The following is a 25,240-nucleotide window of genomic DNA, read 5'->3' as shown; positions in this document are numbered from 1 at the left end:
TGGAGTAAGGGCCCAGAAAGACGATCTGGTTGATAGGCCGGAGGTGGAAGCGCGGTAACGTGTGCAGCTGACCGGTACTAATAGCCCGAGGGCTTGACCTACAATTTGCAGGCAATCTTAGCCTTCTCCGTTCACTTCTTCATTGTTCGGTTTTGAAGGTGCAAACGATATGCACCTTTAGCTCAGTTGGTAGAGCACCTGACTCTTAATCAGGGTGTCCAGGGTTCGAGTCCCTGAAGGTGTACCATGGTTTCAACGGCTCCGGCCGATGAAATAGAAGAAAAATGCGGCCCGTTGGTCAAGTGGTTAAGACAGAGGCCTCTCACGCCTTTAACATCGGTTCGAATCCGGTACGGGTCACCACTTTTTCTCCAATTTAATAGGTCGTGCTGTGAGAGCAGCTGCGATCAGCGCAGTTGGTGCTGATTAGGGCGAGGGTCCACCCGTTCCCATCCCGAACACGGAAGTTAAGCTCGCTTCTGCTGACAATACTTGGCTGGAGACGGCCCGGAAAGATAGGTAGCGCCAACACAAAAGCCTGTGACATTTGTCACAGGCTTTTGGCATATATGGAAGTACGGTTCGGTATGCCTGCGGCATCTTTCCGTGACATAGAGTATTTGCCTGATTGACGTCTGCTGCAGTAGATGGTATATTGGTGGTGAACTTATACGGAGGAAATACACATGGAGCAGAAACAGCTAAAAATGTGGCTGCCCTCATTTTTGACTTGGCGGGCCGAGCGTGTATTGCAGAAACAAGCAGAGATGGGTTATCTGCTTATAGCTGTAGAAAATTTTGGAAGCTTCTATACATTCTCCTTTGAGAGTGCGCCGCCATTGCCGCGGCGGTTCTATGTATTCCGACAGGACGATATCGGAAAGTGGGGCGCACACGGAAGATCTCCGAAAGAAATCGCCGAGGAGGAGATCAGCCCCTATTGTGCAGAGATCTTCGAATGCAGCGACAGTTACTCCTTTGTGGCGGAATTACGGCAGGATGTACCGGATGACGTAATAAGCAAAACCGTTGAAAGACGGATGCGGAACACAGCAAAGTATCATGTGGAGCTTTTTGCAATTTGGCTATTGCTGCCAGTGATATGCCTCATTGTATTGACCGTAACGAATACGCCATGGGAGTGGGGAAATAGGTCGGCAGGGGCGATGCTTATGGGCGCGCTGCTGATGTATCATGCTGCCGCTGCGATAATTAGCTATACACATCGATAGCAAAAGCACCCTTTCGGGTGCTTTTGTTATATCTTCGAAGAAATTATTTGCTCCAGTGCTTCAGCTGCGGCAGCGTCTGGCTGAAGTAGGTTCTGGCCTGTTCAGGAGGGAATTGCTCATTGGACATATGGGTGACGAGAAACTCCAGGAGCTGCTCCATGCTGTCATAGGTGAACTTGCTGTCGGTATAGCACCACTTACAGTAGTCCTCGTTGAAGCTGCCGTCCAGATCCCGGCTGATGACCTCATCACTGTCCAAGGGCATACCACAGCACTGACAGATCAGCTTGCGAGGGTCACCCAGCAGATGATTGATGGAGGTATCAAACAGTGCGGACAACTGCTTTAATGTTTCCGGGTTGGGGACGGACTCGCCGTTTTCCCAGCGGGAGACAGCCTGTCGTGTGACGGCCAGCTTTTCAGCCAGCTGATCCTGTGTCATATTGTGCCTTTGCCGTAATTCCTTCAAGACATCCTTTGCTTCCATTGCTATACCTCCCGTATGTACTGCCGCCAGTATAACAGGAAGGTGGATCGTTGACAAGCAATTATCTATTGCGTGGGGAATAAACTGTATTTAGATATTCTGTAAAGTATAAATGCATTACAGAATGACTTTACTTCACAAAAGAAGAAAAGGGTACCACGGCGGGCGGAATGGCGGCATCGGACAGGCGTTTTTCCATCCAGACCACGTCGTACCAGGTGTCAAACTTGTATCCGCAGCGGTGGAAGGTGCCCACGATTTCGTAGCCGCGCCGGGTATGGAAATCAATGCTGGCGCGAGTCAGGTGGGGGTCGCCGTCCGAAACAGGTGCGGCGATGCAGGCGTACAGCACCTGTACATTCTGAGCGCGGGAGGCGTCCTCCAGCGCGTGGTACAGCCGGGTGCCCAAACCACCGCGACGGCAGTCCTGCCGCAGATAGATGCTGGTTTCCGCCGCCCAGGCGTAGGCTGCGCGGCTGCCCAACTGTCCGGTGTAGGCATAGCCCACGATCTCGCCATCGCGTTCTATGACCAGGTAAGGATGCGTGTGCAGTGTGTTTTTAATACGCTGGCGGAAGTCATCCAGCGTGGGCACTTCATACTCAAATGTGATGGCGGTTTCGATGACATAGGGCGCATAGATATCCAGCAGCGCCGGGGCGTCATCAGAGACTGCGGGGCGGATATGTATCATATGCAACACCTTCTTTCGCTTTGTTGCGTTTGATTATACTATGGGAACGGTACCGGTGCAATAGATAAAAAACGCTAAAAAAATGTAGGAGTTTTACAAAAAAATTCTTCCCAAAATCCGACAGATATGGTATACTACTCTCGATTTAATATTTGAGAACGGACCGTGGTCTGTTCTCATTTTCCAAGTGGAAAATGAGAACTTCTGCAAACACACGAACGAAGGGAAGTGAGGGAACTTGAGCGAGCTGCTGCGTATGGAGCATATCAGCAAGCGGTTTGGTGATTTTTACGCCAACAAGGATATCAGCCTGACCGTCAACCGCGGCGAGGTACTGACCCTGCTGGGTGAGAACGGTGCCGGTAAGTCCACGTTGATGAACATTCTCATCGGCCTTTATCAGCCCACGGAGGGAAAGATATTCCTCAATGGCAAAGAGGTGCGGATCGAGTCCCCCAGCCAGGCAGTCAAGCTGGGAATCGGCATGGTGCACCAGCACTTTATGCTGGTGGAGGCAATGACTGTCTTTGAAAATATCATCCTGGGTGACAAGCACGCCAAGGGCCTGTTTATCGACCGGGCGGCTCGCCGCAAGGAGATCGAGGAGCTGTCTGCCAAGTACGGCCTGGACGTGCAGCTGGACAAGCTTATCACCGAGATATCCGTGGGCGAGCAGCAACGCACCGAGATACTGAAGGCGCTGTACCACGGTGCGGAGCTGCTGATCCTGGACGAACCCTCTGCCGCACTGACCGATATCGAGGTCGAGGGGTTGTTTGCCATTATGCAGAAGCTCATCGGCGAAGGGAAGAGTATTATCTTCATCAGCCACAAAATGCGCGAGGTCCTGCATATCTCTGACCGCATCACCGTCCTGCGTCTGGGCGAGGTGGTGGGCACCGTGGCCCGCGCTGATACCGATGGTCAGAAACTGGCCAATATGATGATCGGTAAGGAACTGACCGAGTCACAGTACGAGAAGGTGGATGCCTCCGGCGCTGAGGTCGTGGCGTCTCTGGACCATGTGGACTATGACAAGGAACATAAGCACAGCGGTGTCAACGATATGACACTGCAGATCCGCAGCGGTGAGATCGTAGGAATCGCCGGCGTGGACGGCAATGGTCAGACCCAGCTGGCGCAGTTGATCACCGGCGTTATTGTGCCCCAAGGCGGCAAGATATACCTGAAGGATAGGAGCGTAGCGGTCTTTGACCCCCATTCTTTCATTACAGACGGCGTTTCCCACGTTCCTGAGGACCGCAACGCGCAGGGCCTGGTGGGCGATATGTCCATTGCGGAGAATTTGGTGCTCAAGGAGACTGATTCTCCCAAGTTCAGCCAGGGTAAGGGCCTGCGGCTGAACAAACGTGCCATTCACGACTATGCCGAGGAGATGGTGCAGAAGTACGACGTGCGCTGCACCTCTGTGGGGCAGACGGTCCGCAGCCTGTCCGGTGGCAACCAGCAGAAGGTCATCCTGGCCCGTGAGCTGGAGTCCCAGCCGTCCCTGCTGGTGATGGCGCATCCCACCCGCGGCCTGGATATCGGCGCGGCCAGCTTTGTTCACGAGCAGATGATCGCTGCCCGTGAGCGCGGTGTAGGGATCCTGCTGATCAGCGCAGACTTCGATGAGATATTGGAGATGTCCGACCGCATCCTGGTCTGCTTTGAGGGGCAGATCATGGGCGAATTCTCCGGAAAAAACCCGCCCATCGAGGAGATCAGCCTCGCCATGACGGGAAAGTAAGGGGAGGAGCTGCGATATGGAAAAGTTAAAACGTTCTCTGGGCAGCTTCGTTGTCCCGCTGCTGTCCATTATCCTGGCCTTTGTGATCGGCGGTATCATCATGGCGGCCTTGGGTGCCAATCCCTTTGACGCGGTGAAATACCTCTTCCAGGGAGCTTTCGGCTCCAAGGCCAATATTGGCACTACACTTACCAAGGCCACACCTCTGATGTTCACCTCTCTGTGTGCCTGCTTCGCGTACAAGTGCGGTGTGTTCAACCTGGGCGGTGAAGGCCAGTTTCTCATGGGTTCCATCGCCGCATTCGTTACGGCGTATTTCTCCGGTGTTACCGGCTTTGCCGGTGTGCTGCTGGCACTGCTGGCCGGTACGCTGGCCGGCGGTATCTGGGGCATGATCCCCGGCCTGCTGAAGATCGGCCGCGGCCAGAATGAGATGATCATCTCCATCATGCTCAACTATGTAGCTACCTTGTTTATGGGCGTGCTGTACACCAGCTGGATCCGCGACGCCAGCGTACCACAGACCCCTGCGGTGGATGACCTGGTGAAGCTGCCCCGTGTAATCACCGGAATGCGCTTTACCTGGGGCTTTGTCATCGCCGTGGTGGTGGGCCTGGTGCTGTATTACGTGCTGTTCTGGACCAGCGGCGGCTTCAAGCTGCGGGCGGTGGGCTATAACATGACCGCCAGCCGCTTTAATGGTATCCATGTGAAGCGCTGCATGCTGACCAGCTTCATTATCTCCGGGGCCATTGCCGGCCTGGGCGGCGGCGCAGAGCTGCTGGGTACCCAGTTCCGGCTGATCAACGGCTTCGGGGCGGGCTACGGTTTTGACGGTGTGGCTATGGCACTGATCGGCCAGCTGCACCCCATCGCGACGATGGTGGTGGCATTGTTCTTTGCTGTGCTGCGTGTGGGTTCCACCACTATGCAGGCGGCCACCGGTGTTCCCACCAGCGTTTCCGATATCATCCAGGCGTTGGTCATCGTGTTCTCCGTGGCCGGTATGGCGCTGACCAAGCTGCCTGAATTCCAGGCGTGGAAGGATCGCGTGTTCTCCAAGAGAAAGGCGGGTGACAAGTAATGGATTGGATCTCCAGCTTACTGTTGGCAACGGTTCGGCTTGCCATCCCTCTGTTGCTTATCTCACTGGCCGAGTTGTACGGCCAGCGGGCCGGCATGGTGAATATCGGCCTGGAGGGCCTGGCTGCCATCGGCGCGCTGGTGGGCTTTCTGATGTGCTACATCACCGGTTCCAACTGGATCGGTCTGCTGTGCGGTGCGTTGGCGGGCCTGTTGGTCAATATGATCTACGCCTTTTCCACCGTCACCCTCTGCGCGGACCATACGGTCTATGGCATGGCCATCAACATATTCGCTCCGGCGCTGGCGTCGTTTATCTACCGCATCGTGTTCGGTACCGGTTCAGACCTGAAGCAGATCATTACCATGCCCAGCATTGCTATTCCCGGCCTGAAGGACATCCCGGTCATCGGGCCACTGCTGTTTGATCAGAGTCCCATGGTCTATCTGACGCTGCTGTTGGTGGTGTTCACCTCCATTTTCTTCAACCGTACCCGTGCGGGATTGAGCTATAAATCCGTGGGCGAGCATCCGCAGGCGGCCGCTACGCTGGGCATCAATGTCATCGGCGTGAAGTATCTGGCCTGCATGATCTGCGGTGCGCTGGCCGGACTGGGCGGTGCGTACCTGACCACCTGCTATTCCAGCACCTATACCGACGGTATCGTGGCCGGCCGCGGCTTCATCGCCCTGGCTGCCGTGATCTTTGGTCGCTGGAGTGCCGGCGGCATCCTGCTGGCCTGCCTGTTCTTCGGCTTCTGCGATGCGCTGCAGATCCGGCTTCAGGTCTCCGGCATCGCCATCCCGTACCAGTTCTTCCAGATGATCCCCTATGTGGCCACCGTGGTCGTCCTCTCCGTCATCGGTACGAAGCAGGCGGGACCCAAGGCCAATGGACAGCCCTATCGCCGCGAACAGCGGTGACATGACGGTAATGATGTCCGCAAGGACGTTGTTATAGAACAAAGAGCAAGTCACAAAAAACAAGGAGGAAAACCATGAAAAAGTTTCTTGCACTGCTGCTGGCGCTCGCTATGACGCTGGCCCTCGTCGCCTGCGGCGAGAAGAAGGACGACACCAAGACGGACGGCGCCGGTGATGGCGAGAAGACCTACAAGGTCGCCATGATCTGCGACTCCAGCATCAACGACGGCGGTTGGGGCGCTGCCTGCTACAACGCCATGGTCAAGGCTGCTGAGGACAAGGGCTGGACCTACGACGTCACCGACTCCATCTCCCAGGATCAGTATTACGAGACCATCGTTGCCTTCTGCAACCTGGGCTACGACATGATCTATGCTCCCGGCAACCAGTACACCGATGCGGTCCTGCAGGCTGCTGAGGAGTATCCCGACATCGCCTTCGCTCTGCTGAACGGCGCTGAGTCCACCCCCGAAAAGGCCGCTAACGGCAATGTCGCGTCTCTGCTGCCCAACGCTGAGCAGATCGGCTGGATCGCCGGCGCTCTGGCCGGTCTGATGACCGAGTCCGGCAAACTGGGCTTCATCGGCGGTATGGAGCTGGATACCACCAAGGGCAAGATCGCGGGCTTCGAGGCTGCTGCCAAGTATGTTGGCGGGCAGGAGGGCAAGACCGTTGAGCTGCTGGCTGTCCCCTATGCCAACTCCTTCTCCGATGCCCCCAAGGGCAAGGAGTTCGCCACTGAGCTGATCTCCCAGGGTGCTGACGTGTTCTTCGGCGATGCTTCTGCCGTTGACTCCGGTGCCCGTGAGGCCATCGACGCCGCCAATGAGAAGGCTGGCGCCATCAAGATCTACGACATCGGCCAGCCTGCCGATATCCTGGGTCAGAACCCCTGCATCATTTGCTCCCAGGTCACCGATAACGCCGCTATGATCGGTGTCTGCATGGAGGCTGTTGTGGCCGGTACCTTCGGCGGCAACACCATCTTCGGTACGCTGGAGAACGGTGCCCTGTCCGCCGGTGCCATCAATACCGAGCTGGTTCCCGCTGAGAAGGTGGAGAAGTATAACGCCTATCTGCAGCAGATGATGGACGGCACCTTCATGAAGTAAGCTGTCATTCCTTTGATATCCCCCGGCCAGCGGCCGGGGGATATCTTTTCTGCATATAAAAAAAGACACGGTATATGGATCCTCCATCCATTTCCGTGTCTTTTTCCTGTTGTAAGCTTTGGGGTTTGGACTTTTGCGTGTAACGGGGTTCAGCACGCACCAGGTGCCCCGCTGCATAGCGTCACGCCGGTGCTTCTCTTTTTTCGAGAGTTTTTCATAAGGGATAAACTTTTCCATAGTGTGCTCCTTTCAAACGGTTTCCGCCATCATACCAGACCTTGTACCGTTTGTCAAAGGGAGCGCGCTTATTTCACTCTGCCAATATCTCCTCCGCTACTGTCCGGCGCGTAACGCACCGGTCCATGGCCTGTTTTTCAATGTAGCGGTGGGCCTCCTGCTCCGTCATGCCTTGCTTGTCGATCAGTGCCCATTTAGCCCGGTTCACCAGCCGTATCTCCGCCATGCGTTCCTCGATGGTGGCAGTCTTTTCCTCCATACGTCGCAGGCGCTCCCGTGTGCCGCACAGCAGCTGCATGGATTGCAGCAGCAGCGGTGGCGTGGTGGGCTTTTGCAGCAGCAGGATGCCTTGAGGCGCCAGCCGTGCCGCCAGATCCGGATAGTGTTCCGCCTTCACCAGGAGCAGCACACCGGCGCTGGATTTGTCGATGATGTGCAGCGCCAGCTTCGTGCCGAATTCATCCGGCAGCGGCGTACTGATGACCACGATGTCAAAAGGCCTCTCCAGCAGGGCGCGCCGTGCCTCAGACACGCTGCCTGCGGCACACACCGGGTCGTACCGATCCTCCGGCAGCATTTCACGCAGGGACATATGGAACTTGGCTGCGGCAGCGACCACCAGCACGCTGTACGTCCGGCGGCTGTCCTCCATATGCGTCCCTCCTCTCCAAAGCAGACCGGCTCAGTGGGTGTACTGCTGTATGATCGTCTTGGGTAAGTGCTCTGCGATAAATGCGCTGGATGCAGCCAACGATCTGGCGTCCTCCAGAGTCTCCGGCAGCGTGTGGAAGCGTGCCTTTACGTCGTTAGCCGCCGTGTAGAAATTCACATCCGCGGCTTCCGGCAGCACCAGCTGCCGCGTTACACCGTCCAGGCCGGCGCGGATCAGCAGCGTAAAGGCCAGATACGGGCTGCACAGCGGATCGGGAGAGCGCAGCTCCGCGCGGCGGTACTCGCCCTGCGCGGCAGGGATGCGTATCAGCTGACTGCGGTTTTCGCTGGACCAGGAGATATATCGCGGTGCTTTGCTGCTGCCAAAGCGGTGATACGACTCCTCCCGCGTGTTCAGGAACACCGTCATCTCGGCAATATGGGCCAGAATACCGGCGATGATCTGCGGCATTACCTCTGCGCCGTCGCGGCTCTTGGCGGAGATGTTGATGTGCATCCCGTTGCCCGGCTGTCCCATCAGCGGCTTGGGAGAGAAGTCGGCTGCCAGGCCGTTTCGCACCGCCACGGAATTGACGACAGCCTTAAAGGTCACGGCGTTATCCGCCGCCGTCAAGGGATCGGAATAGCGAAAGTCGATCTCGTTTTGCCCGGGGCCCTGCTCATGGTGAGAGCACTCCGGTCGTATCCCCATCTGCTCCAGCGTCAGGCAGATCTCCCGCCGCACATTCTCGCCCTTGTCCTCCGGTGCGATGTCCATGTATCCTGCGTTGTCGTAGGGAATGTGGGTCGCTTCACCGTTTTCGTCCCGGCGGAAGAGATAGAACTCCATCTCCGTGCCGAAGGAGAAACGGATGCCCAGTGCTTCCGCGTCCGCCACCGCCTGACGCAGCAGCGCGCGGCAGTCGGCCTCGAAGGCGGCGCCATCGGGCCGCAGCACGTGGCAGAACATCCGCGCCACTCGGCCGTGATCCGGCCGCCAGGGCAGCATACAGAGGGTGCTGCTGTCCGGATGCAGGAACAGGTCCGAGTGGACCTCGTCGCCGAAGCCGGGCACAGCGGAGGCATCGAAAGCGATGCCGTAGCTGAAGGCCCGGTCCAGCTCATCCGGCAAAATAGATATATTTTTCTGGCTGCCGAAAATATCGCAGAAGGCCAGACGCAGGAATTTTACATCCTCCTCCGCCGTAAACTGCCTGATCTCATCCACTGTGTACTCCATCGTGCTCCTGCCTTTCTCAGTTGGCTACATACATCTGCTGATAGGGGTTTTTGCTGTCCGGTGTGATAACGGTATAGTTGTCGCGGAGCATCGCCTCCGCGTCACGGTCAAACAGACGGCAGTACTCCCGCACATAGGGTGTGATCTCCTCCATATCTTCCGCCGTGGCGTTGTGCAGCGTGACCTGATCCGGAAACCGTATGCTGCTCACATCGCCGCGGAAAACCATTTTTCCGCCGTGCATTCCTGTGCAGGGGAAGAAGTGTACTATCGGCCGGCCGTCGGTGTGCAGGCCCAGCACCAAAATCAGCCCGCCGGCCTGGTATTCGCCCAGAAAGCTGCCGGCCCGCCCGCCGATGACGATCACCGGCTTATACTGCTTATAGGCTTTCATGTGTATCCCGGCGCGGTAGCCCGCATTGTCCCGGATAAATATCTCACCGCCCCGCATGGCGTACCCCGCAGCGTCGCCGGTGCTGCCGTGGATCACGATGCGTCCGGCACTCATGGTGTCGCCCACCGCGTCCTGTGCATTGCCGTTTACGGTAATAGAACCGCCGCCCAGATAGGCGCCCAGCGCATTGCCGGGGATGCCGTCGATCTCCAGCCGTTTGCTGCTCATACCGGCGGCGATGAACCGCTGGCCCTGGCAGGCACAGATACGGCATTCCTTCCCGGCGTGGCGTATCGTTTCGTTCAGTTGAGAGAAGGACAGACCACTTGCCTCTATGAAGTCCATATTGTACCACTCCTTTCGAGTGTTTTCCATTATTTTTCCTATAAATATCGCTTTTTCGACAGACCTTATTCACCGGCGTGGGCAATTCCCAGAATTTCCAGTTCTTTTTCGTTCAGGTGAATACCCCGCAGCATGACCCGGTTGCCCCGCAGCGCCTCGATGGAGTTGATGCCCATACCGCCCATCATCTCCTTGATTTCATGCTTCCAGGCGGTTACCAGGTTTACCAGCCGCGCCGCGGCCTCCTCGGGGTCCAGACGCTTTACCAGCTCCGGCCGCTGTGTGGCGATACCCCAGCAGCACCGGCCTGTCTGACAGGAACGGCACAGGTGACACCCCATGGCCAGCAGTGCCGCGGTGGCAATGTAACAGGCATCCGCGCCCAGAGCAATGGCCTTGACCACGTCGGCAGCGGAGCGTATGCTGCCTCCGGCGATCAGGGATACGCTGCTGCGTATGCCCTCGTCCCGCAGCCGCTGGTCCACCGCTGCCAGCGCCAGCTCAATGGGAATACCCACATTGTCCCGTATTCGGGTGGGCGCCGCGCCGGTGCCGCCCCGAAAGCCGTCGATGGCGATGATATCCGCACCGCTGCGGGCGATGCCGCTGGCGATGGCGGCGATGTTGTGTACCGCCGCCACCTTGACGATGATCGGCTTTTTGTACGCCGTGGCTTCCTTTAGAGAGTACACCAGCTGCCGTAGGTCCTCAATGGAGTAAATGTCGTGGTGCGGAGCAGGGGAGATGGCATCCGCGCCCTCTGGTATCATCCGTGTTTTGGACACGTCGCCCACGATCTTTGCGCCGGGCAGATGTCCGCCGATACCGGGTTTGGCACCCTGGCCCATTTTGATCTCGATGGCCGCGCCGGTGTTCAGGTATGTCTCATCGACGCCGAAGCGGCCGGAGGCCACCTGTACGATAGTGTTGGCGCCGTAGGGATAGAAATCCCGGTGCAGTCCGCCCTCGCCGGTGTTGTAGCAGATGCCCAACTCCCGGGCAGCCTTGGCCAGCGCCGCATGGGCGTTGTAGCTGATGGAGCCATAGCTCATAGCCGAAAACAGAATGGGCACCGACAGCTCCAGCTGCGGCGGTACCTCGGTGCACAGGCTGCCGTCCCCATTCCGCCGGACGGTCTCCGGCTTCTTGCCCAGGAATACCCGCGTCTCCATGGGCTCCCGCAGGGGGTCGATGGGTGGGTTCGTCACCTGTGAGGCGTTGATGAGGATGCGGTCCCAGTACACCGGCAGGGGCTGGGGGTTGCCCATGGAGCTCAGCAGCACGCCGCCGGTGGACGCTTGCTTGTATATCTCCTTGATGGTGGCGCAGGACCAGTTTGCGTTTTCACGCAGGCAGTTGTCGCTTTTTACGATCTTAATGGCGTGAGTGGGACAGAAGGACACACAGCGCTGACAGTTGACACACTTGCTCTCGTCGCTGACCATGACCTTCCCATCCGCGTTATAGGTGTGCACGCCGTTGGCGCACTGGGATTCGCAGATGCGGCAGCGGGTGCACCGTGCGTCGTTTCGTACCACTTCAAATTCTGGTATGATGTAGTCAAGAGCCATCAATAGGCACCTTCTTTCACATTCACGATAAACGGCTCGCCGCCCATAGGCGCATACAGGTTCTCCGCATCCGGGGCCATGACCCGTATAGCGGCCTCCTCGCTGGCGATAAATACCTTGTCGTCCTTTTCCGCCGTTACCATGGAGCGCAGCTTCAGCCGATCGTTCAGCGCCATCAGTCCGCCGTTGAACCCCAGAATGATGGAGAATGGTCCGGTGATGAGCAGGCTGGGGTATATGGTCCGCAGATAGGTCAGCTGCCGTGCCGCGGCCGGCTCTCTGGTGCGTATGGTACTCCAGAAGGGCGCCGCGATCACCGACGCCATTTCCTCCAGTGTCAGCCCCTGACGCCGCAGCAGATAGTCGGCAATATAGGTGATGACCTCCGTATCCGTCTGCAGATTGCATTTGTAGCCATACATCTCAATACAGCGCCGATTGGCGTCGTAGGAGGATATCTCTCCATTGTGGACGATGGACCAGTCCAGCAGGGAAAAGGGGTGCGCGCCGCCCCACCAGCCGGGGGTATTGGTGGGATAGCGCCCATGGGCCGTCCAGCTGTATCCCTCATATTCCTCCAGGCGGTAGAAGCGTCCCACATCCTCGGGATATCCTACGGCCTTGAAGGTCCCCATGTTCTTTCCACTGGAGAACACGTATGCGCCCTTCAGCTTGGTGTTGATATCCATCACCGTCCGTGCCACAAATTCCTTTTCGTCTAATTGTAGCCGTGCCAGTACCGAATTAAGGGGCCGCACAAAGTACCGCCAGATGTGGGGAATGTCCGTTATCTCCGGGATGATGCGGATGGGGATCAGCTCCGCGTCTACGAGCTCAAATCCCTCCTTCAGCATAGCCTCGCACTCCCGCCGGGTGGTGTTATCATCAAAAAAGATGTGGAAGGCGTATTCCTCCCGGTGCTCCGGGTAGATGCCGTAGGCGGCGAAGCCGCCTCCCAGACCGTTGGACCGATCATGCATGGGGACCATGCTCCTGATGATGTCCTCACCGGTCATGCGCCGCCCCTCCCGGGAAATGACCGCCGAAATGGCGCACCCGGATGGGATGCGTACCTGTCCCTCCAGCTTCATAGTTTCTCACCCTTTCTTTATGTGCTTCCGTAGGTTCCAGCCGTTCCATGGAGTGATCCGCTGAAAAGCCGCCCCGGAAAGCAAAAAACGCCCATCCGGCAGGGACAAATGTCCTGCTCGGATGAACGCCTTTGCTCATCATGGTTCGGCATTATAGCATCAGATGTGCATAAAGTCAATGAATAAAACGCCAAAAATTGTGTAAAAAGCTGATTGACAAATCCGTCACAACCGCCTATAATTTCGCACATCAAAGGCAAAGGCGTCTTGAAGCTGCGGGCTTCCTGACGCCTTTTTCTATTTTCCAAATCTACAAAAGATCGGGGTGGAACACATGAAAACCGTATCGGACATTTTCGGCACACTGGTATTTGACGACCGACAGATGAAAGCACGCCTTCCCCATGACATCTATATTTCCCTGAAGAAGACCATTGACGAGGGCGGAAGCCTGGACAACCAGGTAGCGAATGTGGTGGCGGATGCCATGAAGGATTGGGCCATCGAGCACGGCGCGACCCACTTTACCCATTGGTTCCAGCCGCTGACCGGCATTACTGCCGAGAAGCACGACAGCTTTATTACCCCCTCGCCGGATGGCGGCGTTATCATGGAGTTCTCTGGTAAGGAATTGATCCAGGGTGAGCCGGATGCCTCCAGCTTCCCCTCCGGCGGCCTGCGTGCTACCTTCGAGGCCCGGGGCTACACTGCCTGGGATCCTACCTCTTACGCTTTTATCAAGGACAAGGCACTGTGTATCCCCACGGCGTTCTGTTCCTACGGTGGCGAGGCGCTGGATAAAAAAACCCCGCTGCTGCGCTCCATGCAGGCCCTGAACAAGCAGGCCATGCGTGTCCTGAAGCTGTTTGGCAGCACGGATGTCAAATGTGTTCGCACCTCTGTCGGCCCCGAGCAGGAGTATTTCCTGGTGGACCGCGCCATGTACCGCAAGCGCAAGGACCTGATTTTCTGCGGCCGTACGCTGTTCGGTGCCAGACCCCCCAAGGGTCAGGAGATGGACGACCATTACTTCGGCGCTATCAAGCCTCGTGTGGCGGAGTATATGGCCGATTTGAATGAGGAACTCTGGAAGCTGGGTATTCTGGCCAAGACGGAGCACAATGAGGTGGCCCCGGCCCAGCATGAGCTGGCGCCCATCTACACCACCACAAATATCGCCACCGATCACAACCAGCTGACCATGGAGATCATGCAGAAGGTGGCTGCCCGCCACGGGCTGGTCTGTCTGCTGCATGAAAAGCCCTTTGACGGCGTCAACGGCTCCGGCAAGCACAACAACTGGTCTATGGCCACGGATACCGGCGTGAACCTGCTGACTCCCGGTGAGACACCCCACGAAAACGCCCAGTTCCTGCTGTTCCTGTGTGCCGTTATTCAGGCGGTGGATGACTATCAGGACCTGCTGCGCATCTCTGTGGCCACCGCCGGCAATGATCACCGTCTGGGCGCCAACGAGGCGCCGCCCGCGGTGGTATCCATCTTTCTGGGCGATGAGCTGACGGCTATTCTGGATGCCATCGAGAAGGATGAGCCGTACAGCGGCACGGAAAAGACCGTGATGAAGCTGGGAGCCCATGTGCTGCCCAAGTTCCTGCGTGATACCACCGACCGGAACCGGACGTCGCCCTTTGCATTCACCGGCAATAAGTTCGAGTTCCGTATGCTTGGCTCCGCCAACTCCATTGCCTGCTGCAACATTATGCTCAACGCCGCCGTGGCGGAGTCTCTGCGTCAGTACGCGGACAAGCTGGAGAAGGCCAAGGACTTTGACGCAGCACTGCATAGTCTGATCCGGCAGACCATCAAGGACCACAAGCGCATCATTTTCAACGGCAACGGCTATGACGATGCCTGGATCAAGGAGGCTACCGAGGTCCGCGGCCTGTTGAACCTGCGTACCACGCCGGACGCTATGCCCTATCTGCTGCACGAGAAGAACGTAAAAATGCTCACGTCCCTGAAGGTCATGTCCGAGGCGGAGATACGCTCCCGCTATGAGATCACGCTGGACAACTACCGCAAGATCGTCAATATCGAGGCCGAAACGATGGTGGATATGGCCCGCCGTCAGATCCTGCCTGCCGTGGAGAAGTTCTCCTCTAAGCTGGCGCAGGATATCGCCGTAAAGAAGTCCATCGCGCCGGTGGTGTCCGGCATTTATGAGACGACGCTTGTCACGCGCCTGTCCGATCTGGTAGAGGACATCGACGCTGCCGTGGAGGACCTGGCTGCCGCGCTGGCCACTTTCCATAAGATCGATGATGTGACCGAGAGCGCCAACATGGTCCGCGACGTGCTGCTGCCCAAGATGGCGGCGCTGCGCGCCCCCTGTGACGAGGCCGAGCAGCGCACGGCCGAGGGCTGCTGGCCGTTCCCCACCTACGGCGATCTGCTGTTTGGCGTGGAGTAACTTTGCTTCCGATCCCACCGGGCTCCGCCAGGCCCTGTGGTTCCGTACCCTTGCAAACGGGGTACTTTCTCTCCTGAAAAGTGGAATGCCGTGTGCCTATTGGGCACGCGGCATTTCACTTTTCCGATCATGAAAAAATAACTTGACTTGAAGCCGGGTTTATGTATTAGAGAATAGAGCGGGCAAAACAAAGAACAAGAAGCTTTTATCATGGATAAAAAGGTTTTAAAGCAACCGCAGGTCTTAAAACGCTTAAAATAAAAAATCTCACATCAGATTTTAGGTAGCCCGCCGCAAAAAGTCAAGAATAAATTACAATAAACTTGTAAAGTTGTATGAACGCACAAAATTAGCCGTGCTATTTGCGGCTTGTTTTGTGCGTTTTTCTGCATTTTGGCATGACAACAGCGCCGGTGGCCTCCGAGGGCTCCGGCGTTCAGCTTTATTGTGCGGCAGATCAGCAGGCGCTCATGTAGCTCCGCAGGAGGGTGGCCGCTGTCTGCCACCCCAGCACCTCCCGTGGATAGTTGTTCATCCACTCCTCTGCCCGGCGTATCTCTGAGATAGGCACCTCATCAAAGTTGGTGCCCTTGGGGAAAAACCGCCTTATTATCCTGTTCATGTTCTCGTTGCTGCCACGCTCATGTGGTGCGTGCGGGTGGCAGTAGTAAACGGTGGTACGCTTTCCTTTCCGGCGGCAGGCCTTTTCCATACCATCGTAGTCTTGAAACTCACAGCCATTGTCCACCGTGATGCTCTGAAACATGGGGTAGAAGTCCTTGCCCAGGCGGCGCTCCAGACCATTGAGCGCCCGGACCACGCTGGCGGCGGTATGGTCCGGCACCGGGAGGATGATGCCCGCCCTGGTGAGCCGTTCCGTGAGCACCACCAGCGCCCGGCTGGAGCCCACGGTGCCCATCACGCTGTCCATCTCCCAGTGGCCAAAAGTAGTGCGGGAGTTGATGATGGGGTTACGCTTATCAATGCGGGGGCCTTTGGCAGCTCTGGCGGCGTTCCGTTGTTCACCGTATTTCTCACCATAGTGGCGGCGGCCTTTTTCGTGCAGGTGCTCCGGGTTGAGGACCAGGAACACATCACCCCGGTAGATGTAATTGTAGAGCGTGGCCTCACAGACCGTGGTGTCAAACTGGGGCGGCTTTGCCTTGAGCTCTGCCAACAAAGCGGCGGGAGAATAGTGCTCCTCCACAATTTTCTGCTCCACATAGTTTGCAAAGTCAATGTCATTGCCAATCTTGAGGTCCGGCCCCTTGGCCCGGAGGTTTTCCTGGTATTTGCGCTCCGCCATCTCCGGGCAGTAGCACCAGATAAACTCATAGTCAGAGGTCATCTGCTGGGTCCATCCCCGTTTGATTTCATTGTAGATGGTCTTTTTGCACACGCCCAGCGCCTCAGCGATCTTGGCCTTGCTGTCACCCACCTTGAGCATCTTTTCAATGACCAGGCGGTCCTCCCATTGCAGTTGATGAAAGCCCTTGTAATTCATGTGATACCCTCCTCAGAATATAAAAAAGCGGCGGGGTGATGAACACCCCGCCAGAAAAGGCTTTACTGTCCGTATCGGGTCAGCAATTCGGTTGTTTCTCCGTCAGGGAGAATGTCAGCCAATGTGCAGTTGAGAGCCAGGCACAGCTTGAGCAGCGTGGCCAGCTTGGCACCACTCAGGTCTTTTGCACCCTGCTCATAATACTGGAGCATCCGGCCATTGATGCCAGCGGCAGTGGCAAGCTGGGACTGTGACATCTGCGCCTCCAGGCGCTTGGTTTGCAGTTTAGAATGGGTCATAGAGCAGCACCTCCGTTTAATGTACTCTGATTATACACCAAAAGGTGTATGAAGTCAAGAACAAAAAAGCGGCCCACGAAAAGTGAGCCGCTGTGTCAGTCTTTGCAGTTTTTGAGCCGTTCGGCCAGCTCTGCCAGCACCGCAACATCACGGTCCGCCAGGCCGGTGACATCCACCGTGGTGAGCCGTTCCAGCCCCAGCAGGTAGTCCGTGGACACGCCAAACACCTTGGCCAGGTCCACCAGGCACGCCGGTGATGGCATAGAGAGCCCCTGCTCCCAAGAGTTCACGCCGTTTCTGGTGATGCCCAGCCGCCGGGAAAGTTCCGCCTGGCTCCAGCCCCTTGCCTCACGCAGGGCTTTGATTTTCTCAGCGATCAACTGCACCGCCTCCTCTCATAAATAATTATAGTTTGCACATTTGGTATGTCATTATCAATAAAGGCTCCAATACTTGACACGCAGACAGGGTGCAAACTATAATGGAGAAAAGTCAAGAATAAACAGAAAAGGACGGTGAGCTGGGTGTATATTCGCTATACAACGGAAAGTAGCCGCAGGTGGTCAGTCACGCCGGATGAGGAGGCTTTCTTGGCAGCTCTGGAGGCGGCACTGCGTCAGGGGCATAAAAGCGTAGCATTGACCATCAGCCGCATGGCCAATGGCGCTCTCTCCGTGAGCAGCCCCAGAGCGTACTTGGGAAAAGTCAAATTGCAGGGCCGCAAGACCTGGATGCAGTATACAGTCCGCAATGATGCGGAAAGCATTGAGGGTGCGCCACTGGAGGAGTACATCCACCATCTCAATTTTTGGGTCAGATCAGCATAGGAGGTTTTGACATGTTCGGAAAGAAAAAGGCACCGCTGCCGGAGGGCATCCGGCTCATGCACTATGAGGGCCTGCCCGGCTTTGCCCAGGATGCGCCCTGCTTTATGGAGCAGACGGCGGAGGCGCTGGTGTTCCGCCGGGTGGAGGGCCCCAGCGTGACCCTGCCGCTGGCCAAGGTTGACAGCTTGGACATCATGGATGAGCGCAATTTTGCGGCCAAGTACAGAGGCACCAGTCCAAACACTTCCCGCACCAATGCGGTCAAGTGGTATGCAGTTTTCACCTATGGGGACAAACATGTGGCCGTTTGGTTTTTGGGCGGCAAGGAAAGCAAAGAGCTCTATGCCCTTAAAAAGCAGATAGACAGCACAGGCCAGGACATCACCCTATAAAGCAAAAAAGCCGGAGAGGTTTGACCCTCTCCGGCTTTCGTCTTATTCAGCAGTTTCTTGTTCTGCGGCAAGCTCCTCCGGCGGCGTGCCGGAGGTCTTGCTCAAGATTAGGTTTTTCAATTTCACAAATACATCTTTGGCATAGAGCACATAGGCCGTGAGCAGCGCCAGGTTGGAGGCGGTCATCAAGTTCACGGTCTGCCCATCCACCTCAATGGCGATGATGTCCGGGTTGAGGTAGCCCGCCATATAAAAGGCAATAAAACAGGCCGCCACGATGATGCCCTTGATGATGCCGTTGCGGAGTTTTACCTTGTCAAAACTGCCGTCAAAGAGGGCGTTGAGGCTGCCCAGCACGATGTTGACGGCCACCAGGAGCACCAGGCCAACGGCCAGATGGATGATGGAAGTAGTCATAAATTTCCTCCTTTACCCCACCAGCGTGAGGTCCTTGATGTTGACAGCCGCCGTGACCACTCCGTTGATGCCGATGACCACACGGGAGCCGTCAATCTGAATGACGGTGTAGGCGGTGGTGTAGACATAGGAGGCCAGACTGCCGCCGTTGTAGGTCTTGGCTCCCTTGGCCACCTTGACCCTGGAGCCCTTGACGATGGCCGGGACCACTTCCTTGACATCAGCGGCATCCACCCAGCCATAGACGGTGGAGGAGCTGCCGGTGGTCTTGATGAGGTGGTAGGGGTGCTTGCCGGACTTGGCCACAGCGGTGACCTTGGCCTCACCGGGCTTGCAGCTCTTGCCGTTGACGGCCATGGAGCTGATATAGTGCTTGGTGCCCGTAAAGGTCACCACGGAGCCCACAGCAAGCCCAGGAGTGGGCTTTTCATCCTTGCCGGGCGTGGGTGCCTCCCCGCCGCCGGAGGGCGCAGAGGTGGCCCTGGAGGCGTACTTGGGCACGCCAAAGCCCCGGATGTAGCGGCCATTGATGGCCAGCTTGCGGTAGCCAACGGCATCACTCATGTTGCCCTCAATGACCTTAATGGTCTTGCCATCGCAGGACACCACAATACCAACATGGTCCGCAGAGCCGGTGTTGTCCGTGGTGGCGTAGTTGCTGCCGTCCTGCCAGTCATAGAAAATGTAGTCACCAGGGCTGGGTACATAGGCATCATTCTCCACCCAGGAGCCCAGCTTTTTGAAAAGGTCAATGTGGCGCTCACATCCGCACTCCGTGGGGATGATGTCCGTGAGGCCGCAGGCGATGGCCACAGCGGATGCAAAGGTGGAGCACCAGGCATCCGTGTATTTCACCGCATAGCCCCTGGCCAGGGGCTTGTGGGAGTTGTAGAGGTCAATGATTTTGCGGTGGGAGCCGTTGGCCTCTTTGCAGCCCAGATAGCTCACCGCAGTGTCCACAACTTTCTGCCGGAGTTCTTTTTCAGTCATTGAGCATGTCCTCCTTTACTCAATCTTTCAGCACGATCTCAGTGGCCCGGAGGGCCGCATCAGCACCGTACTTGTCCGCAAACTTGTTGAGAAAACGCTGGGCGTATTTCGCCCGGTTTTCATTCTTGCTTTTCCAGTAGTAAAAGCCGCCCCAGGCACCATCTGTCACAAAAGAGGTGCCGGTGAGCGCCGCAATGGCTGTGACATCATGGTCCGTGAGCGTCCCCACTATCGTGGTGATGCAGAGGAGGACGGAAATGCAGATGTGCAGCACCAGCATTTTCTTTGAAAACTCCATGCGCCCTCCTCTCCAGCTCAGGCCTGAGAGGCGGGGCGCTTATCGTCCCGGACCTCAAGCTCATGGATGGTATTGACCAGCGCCGTCACGGTGCCATTGCCGCCCAGAGCATGGTACTCCTTATACATGGCATTGACATTCTCAAGGCCGTGCAGAGTTATCCAGCCACGCTCCTCATAGTGATAATAGGATTGCACGATGCGGTCACGGAGGAGGGCCTGGACCCCCAGCTCTACCGCCTTTTGCCGTGCGTCTGCCTGCTTGTATTTCTTGTAGAGGTAGCCAACGGCGGGGACGGCTACCACAGTGATGATGGTGGAGATGATAGACCAGTAGCTCCTCAGCGTTTCCAGCATCCTTTTTGTCCTCCTGTTGTTCAAAAATGAGAGGGGCACACCACACGGGTGTGCCCCTCCTGCTGGGCTGGGGCTTTAGACCTCAACCTCCAGGTCTGCCAGGATTTCCTCCACCTGCTTACGCAGCAGAGCGGGCACCTGGTCAATGGTCTTGCGGCCCTTGATGATGAGGGTAGCATACACAACAGCCATGTCTTGCACCTCCTTTCTCAACAGAAATAAAGCAAGCCGCAGGCGGAGCTCACGCATCGGTGCTCTCCTCCAGCAGCTTGGCAACAGCGTCACGCAGGTTGGCGGGGACATCATCCAGGGTCTTGAGGCCCTTGCGGATGAGGGCGGCATATACCTTAGCCATTCTCTCCACCTCCTGCCAGCATCTCATAGACCTCCGTGAGGGCCACCTGGGTGTTGGTCAGGTCCTCCTCCGTTGCTTGGAGCCGGGTCTTGAGCTCTTTGTTTTCCTTGGTCAGTTCCTCCAGGGAACGCTTGCGCTCATGCTTTGCCTTGAGGCTTGTGTTGTCATAGTAAACAGCCATTATTCAAAAGCACCTCCGATGTTAGAAATATAGCCGCCGGTGTCGCTGGCCCCACGCTCAACAGAGAGCTTGAAGTTGAACGCAAAGCCGTTGGCGGCGGTCTTATTGGTAAACACATGGTTTGCGCCATTCTTGACATCCGCCGTGGCATCCTCCCAGACGGGGGTGGTGTCCTTGGCGTTGTTGGTGACCAGCACCTCCATGACCGCATCCGCAGGCAGGGTGCCCACGATGTTCATAACCATCACAGAAATGGCATCATCCGCCGCCAGCGGCGCTGCCAGCGTGACAGTGGCCTTGGTCACCTTTTTGGCAAAGGTCACCGTGTAGGCGGCGCTGTCAGCCTTGCCGTCAGAGGCCACCACCTTGAGGGTGTGGGAGCCGTTGAGGATTTTCTGCCAGTTGGCAGCCGTGACAGCTTGGAATGTGTTGACCTGGCCCAGGGTTGCGGTGTAGGTGCGCTTGAGCACATTGTCCAGGTACTCCTTGACCGTCACAGTGTCCCCGTCCACATCATTGACCGTGTACTGGAAGTTAAAGCCCGCCGTCTTGGTGCCCAGGTTGGAGCCATTGGCCGTGGAGCTGGTGATGGTGGGCGCAGTGTTGACGGACACAGTGCCGTCATCGCTCACAGAGAGGGTGGAGGGGAGAGTGAAAGCGGGGCGGGACCCGTAGGTGAGGGTGCAGTAGTGGCCGTTGACATTGCCATCGGTGCTCAAGTAAACGGCGTAGTAGGTGCTGACCGTGTACGGGGAGCGGGTCCACTGAACAACGGCGGAGCCGTTCATGTAGGCGATCTGGAGAGAGCTGGCGATTTCCAGCGCCGTGCCCTCCACATTAAACCAGCTTGCCGATCTGTTCAGCTCAGTGGCAGACAGCAGGAAAATGGCCCGCTGGAGCGTGCCAACGGTGTTGTTGCCGTTGCCGGGGGTGTACTTGATTTTTGTGGTGCCGATGACCCCACGGATGTCTGCATCAAGCAGGTTTTTGTAGGTGCTGTTGAGCCAACTATCAATGGCGCTGGAGGCGTAGGCATTGACATTGGAGCTGTGCCACTGGCGGGTGTCATAGCAGTCCTTGCGGACCACCAGCGTGCGGCCCATGCCGTTGAGGGAGTTCTCATAGTTGTGCTTGGCAACATAGAAGCTCACCAGCTTGCCATTTTCCTTGAGCTGGATGATACTGCCCACAGCTTTGTTGCCCAGGGTGGTTGTGGCCATAGATCAGATTTCCTCCTTTAGAATATTTTGCACACGGTCCCGCACCTGTTGGCGCAGGGCCCAAGTGTTGCCATGTGCGGCGTGGGCATCCCACGCCTGCCAGGATTGCAGGATTTGCTCACGGGTCACCAGGCCCGCTGGGTATTCCTTTTCCCAGTGGCGGAGCTTGGCACGCATCCGCTTGATGCTGCTGTGCCGCAGCTTGCGGATGACCTTGCCGCTCTCCGTCAGGTAGGTGTGAAAGCCCAAAAAGTCAATGCCGTTGCGGATGGGAAAGATTTGGGTTTTCTCATTCAGTTCCAGCCCCAGGTTATCCATGTAGGCCCGTATTTCCCGGAGGCAGAATTGCAGGTATTCCTTGTCCGGGTGAATGAGGAAAAAGTCATCCATGTAGCGGCCATAGTATTGGATGCGGAGCTGTTCCTTGACGAAGTGGTCAAAGTCATCCAAGAACAGGAGGGCAAAGAGCTGTGATGTCTGATACCCCAGCGGCAGGCCGTCAGAGCAGTCAATATAGATGCAAAGCAGGTCATAAACAACAGGCTCAAGGTCCAGCTTTTTGAGCTTTTCCTTGAGCTTGTCATGGTTGATGCTTGCAAAGAAATGGCGGACATCACACTTGAGCACCCAGCCCTCAGCGGTGTGGTGCTTATTCCAGTAGTCCGTGAAAAATCCTTTGAGCCGGTCCAGGCCGAAGTGCAGGCCCTTGTTCTTTTGGGATGCGTAGTTGTCCAGGATGAAACTGCGGGTGATGCGGTCATAGAGGAGATTGTCCACTATGGCGTGCTGGACCACCTTGTCCACAAAAGCGGGTGCCTGCACCAGCCTTTTCTTGGGCTCATAGACATAGAACACACGAAACACACCGGGTCTGTAAATCTTGGTTTTTAGGATATAGACCAGGTTGACGATGTTCTCAAGCAGGCGCACCTCATAGTGTGCGGTGGCGGCTCTGGAGCGTTTGCCCCGCCGGGCGGCCAGGTATGCCGCATAGATCACTGCAAAGGTGCATATTTCAGAAAATTTCATACAAACGGATGGCCCCCTATCAGTGTTCGGCTGGCCAGCCTCTCCTCATGCGCTGTGTAGGTGCCGCATGATAGGACCAGTAGCCCCGCCACTTTTCTGGAAAGCAGCGGGGCATCAGCGCAATGTGTTTGCCTTGGCATCACCAAGGCTGGGTATGACCTCCTTTGATGTGATGGACGGCACGGTTTTGGGCTTTGGGCTTACTCAGTCAGGCCTTACCATCAGAGCGGGGCGGGACCCGTTGGTGTTGGTGCAGTTGTTGTTGTTGACATTGCCATTGGTGTTCAAGTAAACGGCGTTGTTGGTGTTGTTCGTGTTCGGGGAGCACAGTGAAAAATAGGTCATACCCAAATATAACAGCTCTCGGCTGGTATATCCTTTCAGGGGTTGCGTGCCAGGGCCTCAGCAATTTGCTGGGCCATCTGGCCCATTTTGGCAAGTTCCTGGTTGGCCTTTGCCTCACGCAGAGCGGCGGCACGGTTGCTGTCATTGCGTTTCCAGTTGAAAGCCTTTTGACGGACCGGGCGCACCAGCTCTGCCCAGTAGTGGCACTGGTCACCAGAGATGTACTTGCGCTTATAGCTCAGGTTGATGTACTGGTTGAGAGTGTCGCAGAGGACGATGACCTCATCAAGGTCCTTGAGGCGTTCCTCATACTCAGTTTCAAAATAACGGCCATCAGCGGAGTTGCATTTCTGGAGGATGGCGCTGGCCATGCGCTGCATGTCAGCGCACATGTGGAAAGTCTGGCTTTTGGGAAAGTGAGGCTTGCCGTCATCCTTGATTTTCTCAAAGAGCTCCTTTTCCACCATCTGGCCGTTTTCCATCACATAGGCCTTGACCTTGGTGTATTGGGGCTCTTTGACCTTGACCCGCTGGATGGTGTAGTCCAGCAGATCAGTGGCAAGCGGTATGATGTCATAGTTGGGCACTTAAAACTCAATCCTCCCTTGGCTTTCATTCCACACACCAGTGACCACCACGCCGGAGAGGCTGGTGAAAGCCACGCTCCAGGAGTTGCCGGTTACATTGGTGTCATATTTCAGCTCCAGCGTGCGGACACGGGTGGCCAGGCCGGAGAGGTCCGTGGTGTTGGTCTGGACCTGTCCCTCCAGTGTGGTCACTCTGGAGCTCAAAGGAGAAACCAGGGCCTTGACCTTTGCCCAGAGGCGTGCTGTCTGGAGGTCATCAAGGTAGGGCCTTTTTGCCATGTCATTGGCCTCCTTTACTTGCAGATATTATCCAGCTCTGTGTTGGAAATGGCCACAAGGTCCTCCGCAAGCATGTAGGCGGACAAGTCCATCGTACCGGCCAGCACATCCCATGTGGTGCCGTTCCAGGCCACATTGTCACCAGCGTTGACCCCGTGGGCCGCATCGGCATTGACAATGTTCCACACATCGCCTTTCTTGTTGCCGGTGGTGGGCAGGTCTGCATAGGTGTCCTTGGAGCCCTTATATTCAAGGGCGCTGGACATCTTGGCATCCACCTCATCCTTGGTGTAGGCATCTGCAATGCCGTAGCCTGCCAAAGAGGTGGCCGGGCTCTGCTTGCCTGCCGCCAGGTCATAGGCGGCTTTGACGGCGCTGGGCGTGGCGGCCTTGGTGGTGCTGGTGTCATCGGTGGCGCTGGAGAGCTGCACCACGCCTTTCTGGTTGGTGGTGCCGTTCTTGACGGAGATTTTGCCGCCGCTGACATCCACATTGGTGCCAACAGTCACGCCTCCCTTGACGGAGGCGCTGGCATCCGGCAGGGTGTAGTTGTTTGCGTTGGCCTCCACGCCGCCCAGCTTGGCCTTTTCCTCGTTGGTGTAGTCATTGGCACTCAGGCCCTTGCCCTCCACCTTGTCCACCTTAGTGGTGTCAGAGGGGTGCACATGGTCACCACGGGCAAAAGCGGTTTCCGTACCAGCGGCAGCGGTGCCGTCCATCTTGGGCACGGTGCTGGATGCGGCAGCGCCCTCCGGCACATCCTTGGCAGTGATGAAACCGCTGTCATTGGTCAGATCAGAGGTCTTGCTGGGCAGCTTGATGTTGGCAATGGCCGTGGCCACATAGGTCTTGACCTTACCCCACAGGTAAAGTACACCATTTTCATCAAGCGCTTTCTTGCTGTTTGCCATTTTGGCTG

31 protein-coding genes, 2 tRNA genes and 2 rRNA genes are annotated in these 25,240 nt (G+C 56.8%); 12 read left to right on the top strand and 23 right to left on the bottom strand.

The window, feature by feature from the left end:
- The 5 genes from ACOMDU_RS02880 to ACOMDU_RS02860 all read left to right on the top strand — a co-directional run.
- Nucleotides 1-101: ribosomal RNA gene (locus tag ACOMDU_RS02880) — 23S ribosomal RNA — on the top strand; the annotation flags it as partial.
- Between the two features lie 70 nt (nt 102-171).
- Nucleotides 172-247 (top strand) — tRNA-Lys (locus ACOMDU_RS02875).
- A 41-nt stretch (nt 248-288) separates the two neighbouring features.
- A tRNA-Glu gene (locus ACOMDU_RS02870) sits at nt 289-363 on the top strand.
- Between the two features lie 52 nt (nt 364-415).
- Nucleotides 416-531 (top strand): 5S ribosomal RNA (rrf, locus tag ACOMDU_RS02865).
- 155 nt (nt 532-686) lie between these two features.
- Nucleotides 687-1,232, top strand: a complete 546-nt coding sequence (locus ACOMDU_RS02860; RefSeq protein WP_421128932.1) for a hypothetical protein — start codon at nt 687-689, stop codon at nt 1,230-1,232.
- Nucleotides 1,233-1,275: 43 nt separating this feature from the next.
- On the opposite strand, the gene ACOMDU_RS02855 is transcribed toward ACOMDU_RS02860, so the two are convergent.
- Both ACOMDU_RS02855 and ACOMDU_RS02850 read right to left on the bottom strand, forming a co-directional pair.
- Entirely contained in the window at nt 1,276-1,719 is a 444-nt protein-coding gene (locus ACOMDU_RS02855) for a zinc ribbon domain-containing protein (RefSeq protein WP_421128931.1), read from the bottom strand.
- A gap of 130 nt (nt 1,720-1,849) precedes the next feature.
- Nucleotides 1,850-2,413 carry a GNAT family N-acetyltransferase gene (locus ACOMDU_RS02850; RefSeq protein ID WP_022135132.1) on the bottom strand — a complete coding sequence of 188 codons (564 nt, stop codon included), beginning with the start codon at nt 2,411-2,413 and terminating at the stop codon, nt 1,850-1,852.
- Between the two features lie 238 nt (nt 2,414-2,651).
- On the opposite strand from ACOMDU_RS02850, the gene ACOMDU_RS02845 reads away from it, so the two are divergent.
- From ACOMDU_RS02845 to ACOMDU_RS02830, 4 genes are all read left to right on the top strand, one after another.
- Nucleotides 2,652-4,163 (top strand): ABC transporter ATP-binding protein, encoded by a 1,512-nt coding sequence (locus tag ACOMDU_RS02845; RefSeq protein WP_421128930.1) that lies wholly within the window; start codon nt 2,652-2,654, stop codon nt 4,161-4,163.
- A 16-nt stretch (nt 4,164-4,179) separates the two neighbouring features.
- A complete protein-coding gene (locus ACOMDU_RS02840; RefSeq protein ID WP_421128929.1) occupies nt 4,180-5,247 on the top strand; it encodes an ABC transporter permease in 1,068 nt (355 codons plus the stop codon).
- Nucleotides 5,247-6,170, top strand: a complete 924-nt coding sequence (locus tag ACOMDU_RS02835; RefSeq protein WP_421128928.1) for an ABC transporter permease — start codon at nt 5,247-5,249, stop codon at nt 6,168-6,170. Before ACOMDU_RS02840 ends, ACOMDU_RS02835 begins: the two co-directional genes overlap by 1 nt.
- A 74-nt stretch (nt 6,171-6,244) precedes the next feature.
- Nucleotides 6,245-7,282 carry a BMP family protein gene (locus ACOMDU_RS02830; protein ID WP_421128927.1) on the top strand — a complete coding sequence of 346 codons (1,038 nt, stop codon included), beginning with the start codon at nt 6,245-6,247 and terminating at the stop codon, nt 7,280-7,282.
- A gap of 310 nt (nt 7,283-7,592) precedes the next feature.
- On the opposite strand, the gene ACOMDU_RS02825 is transcribed toward ACOMDU_RS02830, so the two are convergent.
- The 5 genes from ACOMDU_RS02825 to ACOMDU_RS02805 form a co-directional block, all read right to left on the bottom strand.
- Nucleotides 7,593-8,171 carry an ANTAR domain-containing response regulator gene (locus tag ACOMDU_RS02825; protein WP_421128926.1) on the bottom strand — a complete coding sequence of 193 codons (579 nt, stop codon included), beginning with the start codon at nt 8,169-8,171 and terminating at the stop codon, nt 7,593-7,595.
- Between the two features lie 30 nt (nt 8,172-8,201).
- Entirely contained in the window at nt 8,202-9,410 is a 1,209-nt protein-coding gene (locus ACOMDU_RS02820) for a glutamine synthetase family protein (RefSeq protein ID WP_421128925.1), read from the bottom strand.
- 16 nt (nt 9,411-9,426) lie between these two features.
- Nucleotides 9,427-10,149, bottom strand: coding sequence for a GltB/FmdC/FwdC-like GXGXG domain-containing protein (locus ACOMDU_RS02815; protein ID WP_421128923.1), 723 nt, complete (start codon nt 10,147-10,149; stop codon nt 9,427-9,429).
- 65 nt (nt 10,150-10,214) lie between these two features.
- Nucleotides 10,215-11,720, bottom strand: coding sequence for a glutamate synthase-related protein (locus ACOMDU_RS02810; RefSeq protein ID WP_421128922.1), 1,506 nt, complete (start codon nt 11,718-11,720; stop codon nt 10,215-10,217).
- A complete protein-coding gene (locus ACOMDU_RS02805; RefSeq protein ID WP_421128921.1) occupies nt 11,720-12,811 on the bottom strand; it encodes a class II glutamine amidotransferase in 1,092 nt (363 codons plus the stop codon). The genes ACOMDU_RS02810 and ACOMDU_RS02805 overlap by 1 nt, the downstream gene beginning before the upstream one ends.
- 334 nt (nt 12,812-13,145) lie before the next feature.
- Between ACOMDU_RS02805 and ACOMDU_RS02800 the strand changes: the two genes are divergently transcribed.
- Entirely contained in the window at nt 13,146-15,242 is a 2,097-nt protein-coding gene (locus ACOMDU_RS02800; protein WP_421128920.1) for a glutamine synthetase III family protein, read from the top strand.
- A 457-nt stretch (nt 15,243-15,699) separates the two neighbouring features.
- Here ACOMDU_RS02800 and ACOMDU_RS02795 read toward each other — a convergent pair whose 3' ends face one another.
- From ACOMDU_RS02795 to ACOMDU_RS02785, 3 genes are all read right to left on the bottom strand, one after another.
- Nucleotides 15,700-16,746: an IS30 family transposase gene (locus ACOMDU_RS02795; protein WP_421128919.1), complete on the bottom strand. Its 1,047-nt coding sequence runs from the start codon at nt 16,744-16,746 to the stop codon at nt 15,700-15,702.
- A 62-nt stretch (nt 16,747-16,808) separates the two neighbouring features.
- A complete protein-coding gene (locus tag ACOMDU_RS02790; RefSeq protein WP_421128918.1) occupies nt 16,809-17,045 on the bottom strand; it encodes a helix-turn-helix domain-containing protein in 237 nt (78 codons plus the stop codon).
- A gap of 95 nt (nt 17,046-17,140) precedes the next feature.
- The gene (locus ACOMDU_RS02785; RefSeq protein WP_112121029.1) at nt 17,141-17,425 is read right to left on the bottom strand and encodes a helix-turn-helix domain-containing protein; all 285 of its coding nucleotides are present in this window, start codon (nt 17,423-17,425) and stop codon (nt 17,141-17,143) included.
- A 210-nt stretch (nt 17,426-17,635) separates the two neighbouring features.
- Between ACOMDU_RS02785 and ACOMDU_RS02780 the strand changes: the two genes are divergently transcribed.
- Nucleotides 17,636-17,872: a hypothetical protein gene (locus ACOMDU_RS02780; protein WP_421128917.1), complete on the top strand. Its 237-nt coding sequence runs from the start codon at nt 17,636-17,638 to the stop codon at nt 17,870-17,872.
- Between the two features lie 11 nt (nt 17,873-17,883).
- Complete coding sequence (locus ACOMDU_RS02775) at nt 17,884-18,264, top strand: hypothetical protein (protein ID WP_253097795.1); 381 nt, start codon at nt 17,884-17,886, stop codon at nt 18,262-18,264.
- Nucleotides 18,265-18,306: 42 nt separating this feature from the next.
- On the opposite strand, the gene ACOMDU_RS02770 is transcribed toward ACOMDU_RS02775, so the two are convergent.
- The 13 genes from ACOMDU_RS02770 to ACOMDU_RS02710 form a co-directional block, all read right to left on the bottom strand.
- Complete coding sequence (locus ACOMDU_RS02770) at nt 18,307-18,681, bottom strand: hypothetical protein (RefSeq protein WP_112121032.1); 375 nt, start codon at nt 18,679-18,681, stop codon at nt 18,307-18,309.
- 12 nt (nt 18,682-18,693) lie between these two features.
- Nucleotides 18,694-19,671 carry a CHAP domain-containing protein gene (locus ACOMDU_RS02765; protein ID WP_421128916.1) on the bottom strand — a complete coding sequence of 326 codons (978 nt, stop codon included), beginning with the start codon at nt 19,669-19,671 and terminating at the stop codon, nt 18,694-18,696.
- 19 nt (nt 19,672-19,690) lie between these two features.
- Nucleotides 19,691-19,969, bottom strand: a complete 279-nt coding sequence (locus ACOMDU_RS02760) for a hypothetical protein (RefSeq protein ID WP_112121034.1) — start codon at nt 19,967-19,969, stop codon at nt 19,691-19,693.
- A 17-nt stretch (nt 19,970-19,986) separates the two neighbouring features.
- Nucleotides 19,987-20,325 (bottom strand): hypothetical protein, encoded by a 339-nt coding sequence (locus ACOMDU_RS02755; RefSeq protein ID WP_253097801.1) that lies wholly within the window; start codon nt 20,323-20,325, stop codon nt 19,987-19,989.
- A gap of 75 nt (nt 20,326-20,400) precedes the next feature.
- Entirely contained in the window at nt 20,401-20,517 is a 117-nt protein-coding gene (locus tag ACOMDU_RS02750) for a CD1375 family protein (protein WP_341458509.1), read from the bottom strand.
- A 49-nt stretch (nt 20,518-20,566) separates the two neighbouring features.
- Nucleotides 20,567-20,680 (bottom strand): CD1375 family protein, encoded by a 114-nt coding sequence (locus ACOMDU_RS02745; protein ID WP_253097803.1) that lies wholly within the window; start codon nt 20,678-20,680, stop codon nt 20,567-20,569.
- A complete protein-coding gene (locus ACOMDU_RS02740) occupies nt 20,673-20,861 on the bottom strand; it encodes a hypothetical protein (RefSeq protein ID WP_112121036.1) in 189 nt (62 codons plus the stop codon). Before ACOMDU_RS02740 ends, ACOMDU_RS02745 begins: the two co-directional genes overlap by 8 nt.
- Nucleotides 20,861-22,081, bottom strand: a complete 1,221-nt coding sequence (locus ACOMDU_RS02735; RefSeq protein WP_421128915.1) for a DUF6273 domain-containing protein — start codon at nt 22,079-22,081, stop codon at nt 20,861-20,863. The genes ACOMDU_RS02740 and ACOMDU_RS02735 overlap by 1 nt, the downstream gene beginning before the upstream one ends.
- Nucleotides 22,082-22,084: 3 nt before the next feature.
- Nucleotides 22,085-23,110 carry an RNA-directed DNA polymerase gene (locus ACOMDU_RS02730; RefSeq protein ID WP_421128914.1) on the bottom strand — a complete coding sequence of 342 codons (1,026 nt, stop codon included), beginning with the start codon at nt 23,108-23,110 and terminating at the stop codon, nt 22,085-22,087.
- Nucleotides 23,111-23,314: 204 nt separating this feature from the next.
- Entirely contained in the window at nt 23,315-23,455 is a 141-nt protein-coding gene (locus tag ACOMDU_RS02725; RefSeq protein WP_421128913.1) for a DUF6273 domain-containing protein, read from the bottom strand.
- A 35-nt stretch (nt 23,456-23,490) separates the two neighbouring features.
- On the bottom strand, nt 23,491-24,042 hold the full coding sequence (locus ACOMDU_RS02720; RefSeq protein WP_112121039.1) for a four helix bundle protein: 552 nt from the start codon (nt 24,040-24,042) through the stop codon (nt 23,491-23,493).
- Complete coding sequence (locus ACOMDU_RS02715) at nt 24,043-24,321, bottom strand: hypothetical protein (protein WP_112121040.1); 279 nt, start codon at nt 24,319-24,321, stop codon at nt 24,043-24,045.
- A 14-nt stretch (nt 24,322-24,335) separates the two neighbouring features.
- On the bottom strand, nt 24,336-25,232 hold the full coding sequence (locus ACOMDU_RS02710) for a phage tail protein (RefSeq protein WP_112121041.1): 897 nt from the start codon (nt 25,230-25,232) through the stop codon (nt 24,336-24,338).
- Nucleotides 25,233-25,240: the final 8 nt, after the last annotated feature.

It is taken from the genome of Vescimonas sanitatis (genome assembly GCF_049060325.1).
Lineage (GTDB): Bacteria > Bacillota > Clostridia > Oscillospirales > Oscillospiraceae > Vescimonas > Vescimonas sanitatis.
This window is presented reverse-complemented; position numbering and strand designations above follow the sequence as displayed.